The organism is Mycobacterium sp. NPDC051804 (genome assembly GCF_044452905.1).
In the GTDB taxonomy this organism is placed as follows: Bacteria; Actinomycetota; Actinomycetes; order Mycobacteriales; family Mycobacteriaceae; genus Mycobacterium.
The window spans coordinates 282,312-296,196 of sequence record NZ_JBITCD010000003.1; the positions used below are offsets into that span (position 1 = coordinate 282,312).

17 protein-coding genes are annotated in these 13,885 nt (G+C 66.0%); 6 read left to right on the plus strand and 11 right to left on the minus strand.

The genetic code is table 11. The features are described from left to right. Positions 1-91: 91 nt before the first annotated feature. The 5 genes from ACIA48_RS12515 to ACIA48_RS12535 all read right to left on the minus strand — a co-directional run bounded on the left by ACIA48_RS12515 (position 92) and on the right by ACIA48_RS12535 (position 3,991). A complete protein-coding gene (locus tag ACIA48_RS12515) occupies positions 92-493 on the minus strand; it encodes a hypothetical protein (protein ID WP_396731355.1) in 402 nt (133 codons plus the stop codon). A gap of 41 nt (positions 494-534) precedes the next feature. Continuing rightward, positions 535-1,668, minus strand: coding sequence for a nitronate monooxygenase (locus ACIA48_RS12520; RefSeq protein ID WP_396731358.1), 1,134 nt, complete (start codon positions 1,666-1,668; stop codon positions 535-537). A gap of 100 nt (positions 1,669-1,768) precedes the next feature. Then, the gene (locus ACIA48_RS12525) at positions 1,769-2,125 is read right to left on the minus strand and encodes a VOC family protein (protein WP_396731361.1); all 357 of its coding nucleotides are present in this window, start codon (positions 2,123-2,125) and stop codon (positions 1,769-1,771) included. A gap of 10 nt (positions 2,126-2,135) precedes the next feature. Then, complete coding sequence (locus ACIA48_RS12530) at positions 2,136-2,903, minus strand: HAD family hydrolase (RefSeq protein WP_396731364.1); 768 nt, start codon at positions 2,901-2,903, stop codon at positions 2,136-2,138. A gap of 11 nt (positions 2,904-2,914) precedes the next feature. Continuing rightward, positions 2,915-3,991, minus strand: a complete 1,077-nt coding sequence (locus ACIA48_RS12535; RefSeq protein ID WP_396731367.1) for a diacylglycerol kinase — start codon at positions 3,989-3,991, stop codon at positions 2,915-2,917. Between the two features lie 78 nt (positions 3,992-4,069). Here ACIA48_RS12535 and ACIA48_RS12540 point away from each other — a divergent pair, with 78 nt between their 5' ends. Next, positions 4,070-4,819: a glucose 1-dehydrogenase gene (locus ACIA48_RS12540; protein WP_396731370.1), complete on the plus strand. Its 750-nt coding sequence runs from the start codon at positions 4,070-4,072 to the stop codon at positions 4,817-4,819. Here the strand turns inward: ACIA48_RS12540 and ACIA48_RS12545 are convergent, their stop codons facing one another. Continuing rightward, complete coding sequence (locus ACIA48_RS12545; RefSeq protein WP_083128445.1) at positions 4,820-5,206, minus strand: PaaI family thioesterase; 387 nt, start codon at positions 5,204-5,206, stop codon at positions 4,820-4,822. Between the two features lie 46 nt (positions 5,207-5,252). Between ACIA48_RS12545 and ACIA48_RS12550 the strand changes: the two genes are divergently transcribed. The 3 genes from ACIA48_RS12550 (at position 5,253) to ACIA48_RS12560 (ending at position 8,091) form a co-directional block, all read left to right on the plus strand. Then, positions 5,253-6,524 (plus strand): competence/damage-inducible protein A, encoded by a 1,272-nt coding sequence (locus ACIA48_RS12550; protein WP_396731374.1) that lies wholly within the window; start codon positions 5,253-5,255, stop codon positions 6,522-6,524. A 50-nt stretch (positions 6,525-6,574) separates the two neighbouring features. Further along, a complete protein-coding gene (locus ACIA48_RS12555; protein ID WP_396731377.1) occupies positions 6,575-6,799 on the plus strand; it encodes a hypothetical protein in 225 nt (74 codons plus the stop codon). Positions 6,800-6,879: 80 nt separating this feature from the next. Beyond that, on the plus strand, positions 6,880-8,091 hold the full coding sequence (locus tag ACIA48_RS12560) for an enhanced intracellular survival protein Eis (protein WP_396731379.1): 1,212 nt from the start codon (positions 6,880-6,882) through the stop codon (positions 8,089-8,091). Here ACIA48_RS12560 and ACIA48_RS12565 read toward each other — a convergent pair. The 4 genes from ACIA48_RS12565 to ACIA48_RS12580 all read right to left on the minus strand — a co-directional run bounded on the left by ACIA48_RS12565 (position 8,088) and on the right by ACIA48_RS12580 (position 10,670). Further along, positions 8,088-9,002 (minus strand): alpha/beta fold hydrolase, encoded by a 915-nt coding sequence (locus ACIA48_RS12565; protein WP_396731382.1) that lies wholly within the window; start codon positions 9,000-9,002, stop codon positions 8,088-8,090. The two genes, ACIA48_RS12560 and ACIA48_RS12565, sit on opposite strands and share 4 nt — an antisense overlap. 38 nt (positions 9,003-9,040) lie before the next feature. Next, positions 9,041-9,889, minus strand: coding sequence for a hypothetical protein (locus ACIA48_RS12570; protein WP_396731385.1), 849 nt, complete (start codon positions 9,887-9,889; stop codon positions 9,041-9,043). 98 nt (positions 9,890-9,987) lie between these two features. After that, on the minus strand, positions 9,988-10,239 hold the full coding sequence (locus ACIA48_RS12575) for a hypothetical protein (RefSeq protein WP_396731387.1): 252 nt from the start codon (positions 10,237-10,239) through the stop codon (positions 9,988-9,990). A 65-nt stretch (positions 10,240-10,304) separates the two neighbouring features. Further along, complete coding sequence (locus ACIA48_RS12580; protein ID WP_396731390.1) at positions 10,305-10,670, minus strand: hypothetical protein; 366 nt, start codon at positions 10,668-10,670, stop codon at positions 10,305-10,307. 99 nt (positions 10,671-10,769) lie between these two features. Between ACIA48_RS12580 and ACIA48_RS12585 the strand changes: the two genes are divergently transcribed. Continuing rightward, positions 10,770-12,401 (plus strand): fatty acid--CoA ligase, encoded by a 1,632-nt coding sequence (locus ACIA48_RS12585; protein ID WP_396731393.1) that lies wholly within the window; start codon positions 10,770-10,772, stop codon positions 12,399-12,401. Between the two features lies 1 nt (position 12,402). On the opposite strand, the gene ACIA48_RS12590 is transcribed toward ACIA48_RS12585, so the two are convergent. Beyond that, the gene (locus ACIA48_RS12590; RefSeq protein WP_396731395.1) at positions 12,403-13,263 is read right to left on the minus strand and encodes an oxygenase MpaB family protein; all 861 of its coding nucleotides are present in this window, start codon (positions 13,261-13,263) and stop codon (positions 12,403-12,405) included. 96 nt (positions 13,264-13,359) lie between these two features. On the opposite strand from ACIA48_RS12590, the gene ACIA48_RS12595 reads away from it, so the two are divergent. Beyond that, a complete protein-coding gene (locus tag ACIA48_RS12595; RefSeq protein WP_396731398.1) occupies positions 13,360-13,869 on the plus strand; it encodes a hypothetical protein in 510 nt (169 codons plus the stop codon). The last annotated feature ends 16 nt before the right edge of the window (positions 13,870-13,885 follow it).

Here is a 13,885-nt window from a genome sequence, read left to right on the forward strand (position 1 = left end):
TCGCCGCGCCGAAGCAATGCCGAGACTGCTGACAGATCGCCAAATCGCACGTATTCGCGATCTGTGCGCAGTCTCGGCGCGAGGAGGGCGGCTATTGGGTCGCCAGCCAGACGACCAGGAAGCCCAGCAGGCAGGCCAGGCACACCACGTGGTCGACGCACACCGCGCGCGCCAGCCGCGACTGCTCCGCGATATCGCCGATGCGCGCACCGAGTCGGACTGCGTTTGGGACGGTCCGCAGCATCGCCAGCAGGATCGGGCCGACGGCGAGCAATGACGCCGCGGCCAGTGGCCAGCCTGCAGTCGGCTCGCTGATCCATGCGAGGCCCAACGCACCGATCAGGACGGCCATCACCAGCGCGATGAGATAGCTCATCGGCCGCGATGTCGTCGTGGCCCGGCGGTAGTACGCGCAGATCGACGCGAGTACCGACTCCGGAAGTACGTCAGCGCCGCGGTGCCGGAGGACCTGACTGTCGAAGATCAGGTCCATCCACAGGACCGCGACGAGAAAGCCGGCGGATGCCGCGGCGATCAGACCGAAGCCGCCTCGTTGAGGTCGTTGAGGGTGGCGGTGGCCTCGAGGTACTCCTGCACCCACCGCTCGATCACGGCCGAGGACTTCTCCACCTTGGTGAACTGGCCGACAACCTGGCCGATCGGGTTGAACGCGACGTCAACACTCTCGTTGGGGTACTTGTGCGTGGCCGCGACCGCCATGCCGGACACCATGTACTGCAACGGCATTCCGAGCGGCTTCGGGTTGTCCGGGTTCTCCCAGGCCTCGGTCCAGTCGTTCTTCAACATGCGGGCGGGCTTACCGGTGAAGGACCGGCTGCGGACGGTGTCGCGGCTCTCGGCCTTCACGTATGCGGCGTGCTGAACGGGGGTGTGCTCGGACTCCTCGACCACGACCCACTGTGAACCCGTCCACGCGCCCTGCGCGCCAAGTGCCAGCGCCGCGGCGATCTGCTGGCCGCTTCCGATGCCACCCGCGGCGAGCACGGGAACCGGGGCGACCTCCTTGACGACCTGCGGCCACAGCACGATCGAGCCGATCTCCCCGCAGTGTCCGCCCGCCTCGCCGCCCTGGGCGATGATGATGTCGACTCCGGCGTCGGCGTGCTTGCGCGCCTGCGACGGCGAGCCGCACAGCGCGGCGACCTTACGACCTTCATCGTGGATGTGCTTGATCATGTCGGCGGGCGGGGTGCCCAGCGCGTTGGCGATCAGCGTGCACTTGGAGTGCTGCAGCGCGACCTCCACCTGCGGGGTCGCGGTCGCCTCGGTCCAGCCCAGCAGCTGCAGCGCATCGTCGTCGCTGTGGTCGACGGGTACGCCGTGCTCGGCGAGGATCTTCTTCGCGAACTCGATGTGCTCCTCGGGCACGAGTGCGTTGAGCTGCTTCTTGAGCACCTCAGGGTCCAGGTCGACCGAATCCATGCCCTCGTACTTGTTGGGGATGACGATGTCCACGCCGTAGGGGTGATCGCCGATGTTCTCGTCGATCCAATTCAACTCGATTTCGAGCTGCTCAGGGCTGAAGCCGACCGCGCCGAGCACGCCGAACCCGCCGGCCTTGCTGACGGCGACGACCACGTCCCGGCAATGGGTGAAGGCGAAGATCGGGTATTCGATGTTGAGTTCGTCGCAGATGGGGGTGCGCATGACTGCTCCTTGGGGCGCCGATCACGAATTGGAACGTGTTCTAGTTTAGTACGTCGCGATGCGAATGTGACCAGTCGGGGGTGTCAGAACTCGATGAGGACTATTCGGTCCGCAGGTCCTGGACGAAGGAAACCTCGTTGCCGTCCGGATCGGCGACATCGACGACCTTGACCATGTCGGCGATCACCACGACTTCGCCCGTCGTGATGCCTTCGTCCTCCAGCGTCGCGATCTGGGCCGCCAGGTCGTCGACGCCCAGGCGTACCGCGGTCTTGCCTGCCCGGTCGTGGTCCTCGGCGACTTGAAGCCACGCGGTCGCGGCGATCTGCCACTCGCCGACGCCGTCGATCGGTTCCAGGTCGGGCTCGCGACCGATGACTCGGACATACCAGGACCGGGCGGTGACGTAATCCTTCGTCGCGATGACCGCCGCGATGTCATTGAACTTGCCCGGCATTGCGTCTCCCTCAGTCGTAGCCGACGAACCTGCGCAAAGATGGGTGTCTGCGGCCTGCGGTGCCGACGACACGAAGTATCGGCCAGCCGTGCTCGGTGGCCAGTGCGGCGAGTTTCGGGCGTGGGTTCACCGGACGGGGGTTGCCGACCATGACCATCAGAGCCGCGTCCTCGTCGCCGTCGGCATAGAAGTAACTGCGTTGCAGGTCAAGCTGATTGGCATCGCAGAAGTTCGTCACTGCGGTGGCCTTGTTCCGACCCCATACGACTGGTTTCGCGATCTGACCGGTGAGGCGTCCAGAGCTGTCGAGCGCGAAGTGGTTGCACAGCACGTGGTCGATGTCGAGGAAGCGTGCCACCGGGTTGGCATGGATGGTGACGGCCGAGGTGGTGAGCACCACCGTGTGGCCGCGTTCCTGATGCGCCGCGACGATCTCGCGCATTGCGGGGAAGACGCGGGTGACCACACTGTCGACGAAGATTCGTTCGCAGACGTCGTCGAGGTCGGCGAGTGTCTCGCCCTGCAGATAACCCGCCGCCCTGGTCAGCAGGTGCTCAAACCGCATCCGGCCCAGGCGATACCGCATCGCCGCTTCGAAGACCCCGAGAATCTCGCCGATGCCGGCCTGCCTGCGTTTGAACCGGTCGCTGGCATGCGCTGCCGCAGTGAAACCGTCCACGACGGTGCCGTCGAGGTCGAAGAATGCACCGACGGTGGCCCCGGGTGCACTCGCGGCGATCTCCGCAATAGGGTCGTCCGCCACGCGCTGCGCGGTCATCGCGCTCAAGCCTACGTCGCCGCGACGACACCCTTGCCGGTCACGAGCGGCATATCCAATGTGGTGCGGATGCCCGCGGGCGCGGCGACGACGTCGGGGATCGCGTTCACGATGCGGCCTGCGGCAGCCAGGATGGCCGCGTACGGTGCTCCGCCGTTGCGGCTCATCGGAACGATGTCGCAGAAGTACGAGGGTTCACCTGTGATCTCGACTCGATATGAGCCACCCGGGTGCGCCGGCTGCGCCCAGTCCGGACGTAGATCGGGGTCCAGCCGTGTCACGTGCTCGACGACGATCACCGGCTTGCCGCCGACCATGCCTTCGATAAGGAAGCGGACCGCGGCGACCGTGCCCTTCTTGATCGTGCCGACCGCGACCTGGAGGTCCTGCGGGGCAGGCTCTTGTTCGACGGAATCACGGATCTCGTCGACCTCGATGCCCAGCCCCGCGGCGAGTTGACGGATGGCGGTGCCCCATGCGATGGACAGCACGCCCGGCTGATACAGGATCGGCAGATCGCCTATTGCATTGCCGAAGCCCATCACGTCGAACATCACCGTCTCGCCGTCGTAGGTGGCGTAGTCGGCGATCTCCATGGTGCGTATCTGCTCGATGCTCTGGCACGTGCCGGCCAGCGCGAAGGGCAGCAGGTCGGTGCAGAAGCCTGGGTCGACTCCGGTGAAGAAGACTGTCGAATTCCCCTCGCGCGCAGCGTCTTCGACCTTCTGGATGGCCTTCTCTGGGAGCAGGCCCCACGGGTACTGCAGCGCGCCGACGCTCGAACCGACGACGTTGATGCCCGCGGACAGAAACGTGCGCACGTCCGCGAGTGCCTCGCGGGGTCGCGTGTCACCCATCGCGGTGTAGACGACGCAGTCGGGCTTGGCGGCGATGATCGCGTCGATGTCGTTGGTCGCGGTGATGCCGGTGGTGACGTCCTGCCCGGCGAGTTCGCCGGCGTCCGTGCCCACTTTGGCCTCCGTCGACACCCACACACCGGTGAGGTCGAAGCGCGCATCGGTGATCAATTGCCTGAGCGCCAGGCTGCCGCAGTTGCCAGTTCCGAGGAGCGCGACGCGAATTGCCATGGCGAGCAGTATGCAAGCTGCCCTCCGAAATTGGAACAGGTTCTAGTTCGTAGAGGTCGTGCGGTAACCTGACGCCCCATGGGACGCGTGGACGGAAAAGTGGCACTGATCAGTGGCGGAGCGCGCGGCATGGGCGCTGCTCACGCTAGGGCGCTTGTCGCGGAGGGCGGCAAAGTGGTCATCGGGGACATCCTCGACGACGAGGGCAAGGCGCTGGCTGACGAACTCGGCGAATCGGCGCGCTATGTCCACCTCGACGTCACGGATGCCGAGCAGTGGGAAGCGGCGGTCAATGTCGCCGTGGAGGCGTTCGGCAAGCTGACCGCGCTCGTCAACAACGCCGCGATCGTCGCGCTGGGCCAGATCGGCAAGTTCGACATGGCGAAGTGGCAGCAGGTCATCGACGTCAATCTGACCGGCACGTTCCTGGGCATGCAGGCCGTCGTCGAAGAGATGAAGAAGGCTGGCGGCGGCTCGATCATCAACGTCTCGTCGATCGAGGGTCTGCGCGGCGCGCCGATGGTGCACCCCTACGTCGCATCGAAGTGGGCGGTCCGCGGCCTGGCCAAGTCGGCCGCGATCGAACTGGGTCCCAAGAACATCCGGGTCAACTCGATCCATCCGGGATTCATCCGCACTCCGATGACCAAGCATTTCCCAGACGACATGGTCACCGCGCCGCTGCGTCGGCCCGGCCAGTCCGAGGAGGTTGCCCCGTTCGTCGTATTTCTGGTCAGCGACGAGTCGTCCTTCGCGACGGGTGCGGAGTTCATCATGGACGGCGGCCTGGTGACCGACGTTCCGCACAAGCCGCTGCCGCTCGGTTGATCAGTCGACGGCGGCGAAATTGACCGTCGCCGTTGCCCCGATCTGGTCGTCGTTGGCCCGGTAGATGTCGACCTGCACGACGACAGATCGCTTACCGGTTCGCAGGATGCGTGCCACCGCGCGGGCCGGGCCGACCTTGATCGGCCGCAGGTAGCGAATGAACAGATCCGTGGTCGCGATCGCGTGCCCGAATGGGGTGGCCCGGGCGGCGAGTTGGCCGGCGGTCACATCGGCCATGGTTGCGATCAGTCCGCCCTGCAGACCGCCCGCAGTGTTGACGGTGCGCTCATCGACGGGCATCTCCATGATCACGCTGTCGTCCGTCGACGGGACTTCGGCGAGGCCGAGCTGATCGAAAAGTTCTCGCAGAGACCTCGGCGCAGTCATGCGGAACGACATTACCGACCGTCGTGCCCCATGTCCGATGTGCGTAATGTCGTACGGCGTGAGTGCGCGCGCGGGCATCGTGGTGACGGGAACCGAAGTCCTCACCGGAAGGGTGACCGACCGCAACGGTCCGTGGATCGCCGACCGACTGCTCGAACTCGGTGTCGAACTGGCGCACATCACCATTTGCGGCGACCGGCCCGACGACATCGAGGCGCAGCTGCGGTTCCTCGCAGCCGAGGGCGTGGATCTCATCGTCACCAGCGGCGGCCTCGGCCCGACTGCCGACGATATGACGGTGGCGACGGTGGCCCGGTTCTGCGGCCGGGAGTTGTTGCTGGACAACGATCTTGAGGTCAAGATCGCCGACATCGTGCAGCGACTCATGGCGCGCTTTCCCAACGTCGACATGGAGGCGGTGCGCGTCGCGAATCGCAAGCAGGCTCTGATTCCCGACGGTGCCCACGTCATCGATCCGGTCGGCACCGCGCCGGGTGTCGTTGTCCCCGGAAACCCGACGGTCGTCGTGCTGCCCGGGCCGCCGCGCGAACTACAGCCCATGTGGCCATCGGCGCTGCAGACGCCCGCGGTGCAGGAGGCGATTGCCGGCCGCACGACGTACCACCAGGAGATGGTGCGGATGTTCGGGCTGCCGGAGTCGGGGCTTGCCGACACGCTGCGCGACGCCGAAGAGCACGTCGACGGCTTCGAGCGCCTCGAGATCACGACTTGCCTGCGGCGCGGCGAGATCGAGATGGTCACCCGCTACGAACCCGATGCCGCGGCCGTCTACGCCGGCCTGATGGAACTGCTGCGCGAGCGCCACGGCTCCGAGATCTTCTCCGAGGACGGCGCCACGGTCGACGTTCAGGTTGCGGCGCTGATGGCCGGACGGCAGATCGCGACCGCGGAGTCCTGCACCGCCGGCCTGGTGGCGGCACGGCTGACCGAGCTGCCGGGTTCGTCGGCCTACGTCGCGGGCGGAGTGGTGTCGTATTCGAACGAGGCCAAATCTGAGCTGCTCGGTGTGGATCCGGCGCTGATCGAGGCGCACGGAGCCGTCTCCGAACCCGTGGCCGAGGCGATGGCCGATGGGGCTTTGCGCCGGTTCTCCGCCGACACCGCCGTCGCGATCACGGGGATCGCCGGGCCGGGCGGCGGCACCGCCGACAAACCCGTAGGCACGGTGTGTTTCTGCGTGAAGCTCGCCGACGGAACGACCGATGTCCGGAGGATGCGACTACCCGGCAACCGGTCCGACGTCCGCGAGAGGGCGACGACCGTTGCGATGCATCTCCTGCGCCGCGCGCTGGGCTGACAAGCCACCGCGGGGAGATGACGTACGCTCCTCGGCAGGAGGATTACCCAATGACTGCAGCTGACCAGCGCGAAGAGCTTTCGGAGCTCGCCGTGCAGGCCGGTTGGCACCACCGAGATGCCGACCGCACCGACTACTTCACCCGCAGCCCGGTACGTGTGCACGTGATCTGGCAGGGGACCGACGCGATCAGCGGTGGCGCGCTGTACCAAGACGATCTGCTGATGACGTACACCAGGGACCTCGCCACCGTGACGGGTTGGCTCAAGCGCTGATCAGCTGAGCGCCGGCGTCATCGTTGGCCGCCAGAAAATGGGATGCGACGGCCGACTTGTCTGTGGCACCGTCGAATTCCGTGCTGGTCCATGACACAACGACAGCGCTGACTGTCCGCTCGGCGTCCGACGCCGACTGGCCGGCAATCAACCTGTTGGACGCCACGTGCTTCGGCCACGTCGCCCATCCCGACACCGTCGCGGCATGGCGGTCGATGATTGCCCGGGACGGCTCAGTGGTGGCCTGCGACGGCGACGAAGTCGTCGGCGTGTCGGTCTACCTGGACTTGGAGCTCACGGTGCCGGGCGGCGCGGTGCTCCCGGTCGCGGGCGTCACGATGGTCGCCGTAGCACCGACCCATCGCCGGCGCGGTGCGTTGCGCGCGATGTACACCGAACTGCACAACCGAATCGCAGATGCGCGGTACCCGATCGCGGCGCTGACGGCGAGCGAGGGCGGCATCTATGGGCGGTTCGGCTACGGCCCGGCGACCGTCGAGGTGGAGTTGACCGTCAACCGCGCGAACGCCCAGTTTCGCGCCGACGCACCGGATCCCGGCGGAGTGCGGTTGGTCAGACCCGCCGAACACCGCGACGAGTTTGCGGGCATCTACGAACGCTGGCGTACCCGCACGCCGGGCGGCCTGATGATGCCGCAGGTGCTGTGGGACGACTGGCTGGCCGACCGCGAGAACGCCCGGCGCGGCGGGACCGAGATGTTCTCCATGCTGCACCCTGACGGATACGCGGTGTACCGGGTGTTCGGCGATGACCCGATGATGGTGCGCGTCGCCGAACTCACGGCGGTGACTCCCGAAGCGCACGCGGCGTTGTGCCGGGCGCTGCTTGGCCTCGACCTGATGGAGAAGGTCGCGTTCGGTACGAATCCGGCCGATCCGCTGCCCTATCTGCTGACCGATGCTCGGTGCGCCCGTGTCACCCACTATGAGGACGACCTGTGGTTACGCCTGATGGATATCCCTGCCGCGCTCGAGGCGCGACGTTACCAAGGTGACGTGACGACGGTGCTCGACGTGTCCGACGATTTCCGAAGCGACGGTGGCCGATTCGCCCTCGAGGTTCGCGATGGACGCGCACGGTGTGTGCCCACCAGCGCGCCCGCCGATGTCTTCACAGATCTCGACGTGCTCGGCAGTCTGTACTTGGGAAGCCATCGCGCCACGGTCCTCGCGGCAGCAAACCGCTTGCGCTGCAACGATTCCGGACTCATCGCACAGCTTGACGCGGCGTTCGCCAGCGACGTCTGCGCCGAGATCGGGTTCGGCTTCTAGGAGTCGTACTCGTCCCACACTTTGGTCATCGTGTGCAGGATCTCTTCGGCACGGCCGAGCCCGGCGAGGTGGCTTTCGCCGGGCATCGGATAGAGCTCGGCGTCGGTCAAGCGCGACACGACATGCTGTCCGTGGGCGTACGGCACGATGTGGTCGGCGTCGCCGTGCCACCAGCGCACGGGCACGGTGATATCGCTGAGCCGGAAGCCCCAGTCCCTGGCGAAAACGACGACGTCGGAGAACGGGGCCGACAACTGTTTGCGGCTTCCGTTGAGCAGGTCGTCGAGGAACATCGCCTTGATCTCCGGCCGGGCCAACAGCTTTCGATCGGCCTCCGGCGACACCCTGCCGTACAGGTCAGCGGCGGGGGAGGCGACCGGACGGATCATCCGGATGACGGCGCTGGCGACCAGGCCGATAGGCATTCCGGCGACCTGCAGCAGTGGTGCGACCCGCGTACCGAGGGTGCCCATCAGGCCGCCGGTGATGGCGTCCGAACCCATGGTCGGGGCGACGCCGCCGATGACACCGGCGGCCACGACGCGGTCCGGCATGGCCGCCGCGCAGCCCAGCGTGTAGGGGCCTCCGCCAGACAGCCCGACGACCTCCATCTTGTCGATGCCGAGGGTGTCTGCGATCGTGCGCAGATCGTCGGCGAAGGCGACCACGGTGTCGTAGCTGTGCGGTGTGGACGAGCCGATACCGGGCCGGTCGACCCCGATCAGCCGGATGTGCTGCTGTTCGGCGTAGACCCGGGCCTCCATCGGGATCTGACGCCTGGCCCCAGGCGTCCCGTGCAGCCAGAAGATTGCGCGGCCTTGCGGGTCGCCGAACTCGGCGAATCCAATTTGGCGGTCATCGCCGACAGCGATGTTGCCTTCGAGCTTGGGGCGGGCGATTGCGACAACCATGGCCAAAGTGTCTCATGCCGTCCTGAGTGGCACAGGCGCTACACCGTGCGGAATTGGTAGCACGCGGTCGTGACCAGTCGGTCGCCGTTACCTTCGTCGCGCATGAGGACGCGCACCGCGACCATGCCGTCGGCGCCGGTCATCGGTTCGGTCTCGAGGCGGAACGGGCCGGCCTTGCCCCGCGCAAGGAACATCACGTGTGTCGAGACACCCTGGAGCCGGTCGGTACCCGCAACGCTGGCTGCGGCGTCCATCGCGGCGGTTTCGAGCATGACGAACTGGGGTCCGATATGCAGTGCCGCGTCGGGCGAGGCGACCTCCACCGCGAGTTCAGGTAGCCCCCACAGACCGTCGGGCCGGCGGTAGCCGCCAAAGACCTGCCACAGCGGAGGCAGGTCGGGTGAGTCGATGACCTCGAGCGGGTTGGCCTCCATTCGTTCGAGTCCTTCGGGCGGCGTCCCGATCGTCACGCCTTGGCCTTCGATCAGCGCGAGCACGCGGTCTGGGTGGTCGGCGTCGACGATTTTCGCGCGGCTGTAGCCCATCTGGCGACCAGACTTGAGCTCCTCGGAGATGATTTCGATGCGACGTACGTCGTGGCCGGCGTCGATGATCTGGCATGAATGAATGACGGGGTTGGGCACCGCCTCCAGATCGGACATATGGCCGCTTTCCGGTGCCGATATGCCGAGCACGGCGAACAACAGTCCGCCGGTGGTGTTCCGCATGTCGTGGCGCAGCGCCACGGTGTTGTCCTCGGTGACGACATCCATCACCGCGTAGCTGCGGCCGATGTAGCGATAGCTCAACAATCCGCCCCAGCGGCGACGCAGTTCGGCCGCGTACTCCTCCGGCGAATCGATCAGTTCGCGAATATCACGCAGCATTGCGCACTCCGTCCGTCTTGATGTTTCAGCCGACATCGACAGCTGAGGCGCTCTGGCGCCGACATCGACGGAAGCACGAATCGGCGGCTAGCGCTAGATCACAGAACGGGATGTCGCGGGGTCAGGCTCATCACGTAGTCGGCGGGGAAGGACGCCTCGATCACCCGGATCTGATCGTGGGCCTTGGATTCCAGTTCTAGGACGACGCAGCCCTCGGCGAGCTTCTTGGACTCCAGAACTATGTAATGCTGACCGCCACCGTTGACGTCGGTGATTGGGTCCCCTGAGCGCAGTGCCCCGACCGGTACCAGGCCGGGGGCTTTAGTTCCTGGAGCAGGGTCTATTTCCATCTTTCAACGGTAGGTGACGACGTCGAGTCAGATGCGGGATTCGTCTGATGGCTACTCGTCGGTGCTCATCCGACGGCCAGCACGTAGCCGACGCCTCCGAGGAACACTGCGATCGTGCACAACGCAAGCGTCCCAACAGCTAACGGCCAGCTCCGCTTTCGTTGGAACAGTTGCACCACCGTCACGACGACGCCGACCACCCCGATGACGGCGGCGATACCGAGAGCGATCATCACCGCGGTGACGGCTCCCTCCACACTGCAGGTGGTCGGCGGGCAGGAGTCGAGGAACGCCAGCGAGAAGAGCCCGAAAAATGACGCGGTCGCAACGAGGAGCACGGTGAGGACGAGCGCCGTGACCGAGACGGCGATGTCGCCGCCGGACGCCGCACGCTTCGGTGGGCCGACCGGGGGATAGCCGTACTGCGCCATGCCACGTGATGCTAACGGCCCGGTTGTGCGTTTCCTGCCAAACAGCTGCGGCGATCGGCAATCATGAGTGCCTGCCCACCTATGCGCCTTGGGGGTGACATGGACAGCACGATGCAAGACTTTCCGCTGACCGTGACGGGAATCCTGCGGCATGGGACCACGTGGTATTCCGGTCGCAAGGTGATCACGAGGACTCCCGACGGCTATCGGGAGATCAGTTTCGGCGAACTCGGCACGCGCGTCGCCCGACTCGCGCATGGCCTGCGGCAAGTCGGCGTCACGAAGGGACAGCGCGTCGCTACGTTCATGACGAACAACCAGGAGCACCTGGAGGCGTACTTCGCCGCGCCGTGCATGGGCGCGGTGCTGCACACACTGAATATCCGGCTGGCAGCCGAGCAGATCGCGTTCATCGCGAATCAGGCTGAGGATTCCGTTGTACTGGTGGACATGTCGGTGGCGCCGGTGTTCGCCGCAGTGCTGCCGGATCTGACGACGGTGCACACCGTGGTGGCGGTCGGTCCCGGAGATCTGGGCCAGCTCAGCGCTTCCGGCAAGCAGGTGATTCGTTACGACGACCTGCTCGACGGCCAGCCGTCCGAGTATGCATGGCCCGATCTCGATGAAAAGAGCGCCGCCGCAATGTGTTACACCAGCGGCACCACCGGCAACCCCAAGGGCGTCGTGTACAGCCATCGATCGACCTATTTGCATTCGATGGCCGTGTGCTCAGCGAATTCGATCGGCCTCGTCGAGGGCGACCGTGTGCTACCTATCGCGTCGATGTTCCATGCCAACGCCTGGGGACAGCCCTATGCGGCGGTGATGGCGGGCGCCGACCTGCTGATGCCGGACCGATACCTGCAGGCCGAGCCGCTGGTCGACATGATCGAGCGACATCGGCCCACCGTCGCCGCCGCCGTCCCGACGATCTGGAATGACGTACTGCAGTACCTGCACGCCAACCCGAGTCGCGATATCTCGTCCTTGCGAACCGTCGCATGCGGAGGCTCGGCGGTCCCGCTTGCGATGATGAAGGAATTCGAGCAGCACTACGGTGTGACAATTGTTCAGGCCTGGGGCATGACCGAGACGTCTCCGCTGGCCGCGATCGCCATACCGCCGCCGGAGGCCACCGGAAACGACGCCTGGACGTTGCGTGCCTCGGCAGGCCGTGTCGTCAGCGGCGCGGAGGTCAGAGTCGTCGACGACGACGGCGCAGTCTTGCCCAATGACGGTAAAGCCGTGGGCGAGATAGAAATTCGCGGGCCGTGGGTCACCGGGTCGTATTACCTGAACGCCGACCCGTCGAAGTTTCACGACGGCTGGCTACGCACCGGCGACGTGGGGCACGTCGACCCGCAGGGTTTCATTACGCTCACCGATCGCGCCAAGGATGTCATCAAGTCGGGCGGTGAGTGGATCTCGTCGGTTGAACTCGAACTGTGCATCATGGAGCACCCCGCAGTCCTCGAGGCGGCCGTGGTCGCAGTGCCCGACGAGCGCTGGCAGGAGCGGCCGCTTGCCGCCGTCGTGATCAAGAATGACGCCTCATCCACCGCGCAGGAATTGCGGAAACATCTGTGCGACAAGGTGGCTCGCTTCTGGCTGCCCGAGCGGTGGACGTTCATCGACGAGGTGCCGAAAACCAGCGTTGGCAAGTTCGACAAGAAGCACATCCGTTCGCGCTACGCGGACGGCGCCTATGACGTCATCGAGTGCCGGGACTGAGTCAGTCGGCGGACGTCAACGCCCAACGGATGCCGCCGACGACGACACGACCCGATAGCCGGATGACAGTGGCTTCGACCGGCGGAACATAGGGCAGCCGCAGCGGCATACGGGCCCAGGCAGGCAGCATCGCCACCGACGTCGCTGCCAGCAGACCGTACGGTGCGCGTGCGACGACCGGCAGCGGGGGAGTCAGCAACAGGTACCTGGCCGCTTCTCGCGCTGACGGCGTACTCCTCAACTCCGGGCGGTAGGCCTTGATGCGTTCCGCCAGTTCCCGTTCGGTTCGAGGCGGATCGATGACACCGAGTGCCGCGGCGACACGGGCGGTGTCGGCCACATATCCGTCACGGCCGCTCTGGTCGAGCGGGCGCGCCCCATAGAGCTGATGCGCGAGCAAGAAGCTGTCGACCTCCGCAATGTGCACCCACTCGAGCAAGTGTGGATCGCCGGCGGCATACGGCCTGCTGTCCGGGGCGACACCGGTGACCCGCCGATGGATGCCGCGCACCCGATCGACCGCGCGTTGCGCATCGGTGGCCGTACCGAAGGTGGTCACCGCCAAGAATGTGCTGGTGCGCTGCAGTCGGCCCCACGGGTCACCTCGATAGTCGGAGTGCTCGGCGACACCCGCCATGGCCAGTGGATGCAGCGACTGCAGCAGTAGTGCGCGCAATCCACCGACGAACATCGACGCGTCGGCGTGCACGCGGCGAATCGGGCGATCCTCGTCGAACCACCGCGGGCCGGGGGTGTCGTGAATGCGGGAGCGCTTCGCCGGACCATCCGGGCCTGCAACCAAACCGAACAGGCTGCGTCCCAGCTTCTTCCGCACGACTTCGACGTCCGGCAGCACCGTCATGACTCAACCGTACGGAAATCGCGAGCGCGATGCCCGACCGTTTGCCGACCCGCTGGAATTGCCCAATGTGCCGCTGATCGGTGATTTACTCGGGACATGCGACAGACGACGCGGATTTTGACGCTGGCGGCGGCGATGGCTTTGGTGGCACCTCCGGCGGCCGCCCTCGCCGACGGGACCAGCGACGCAGGGGTGACTGCTGGCACCGGCGGCACTGTGCTGCCGTTCTCGCAGATCTCGCGTCGGTGCGATTTCAGCGAGACCGATTACAACGGCCCGACGGGGACCGCGGCGCCGATGGGCAACCTGCGGTCGGACGGTTCGACGCTGACGGCTGACGTGCAGTTGATGAGCGCCGTGCCGAACATGCATTACGACGTCAGGCTGATCCAGCTGCCCCGGTCGTCCGCGGCACACTGCTGGGGTGCCGACCCCGGCGTCGCGCAGGGTTCGTTGAACACCGACCGGGCAGGTGCGGCGTCGATAACCCTGCAGGACGCACTCGAGCCGTGGGCGACGGGCGCGTGGGTGATCATCAGCCGCCCGGACCAGTTCTCTCAAAATCCGAAGGAGTTCTACACGACGGACTTCATCGCGCCGGTCTAACAACCGGATCACGGTG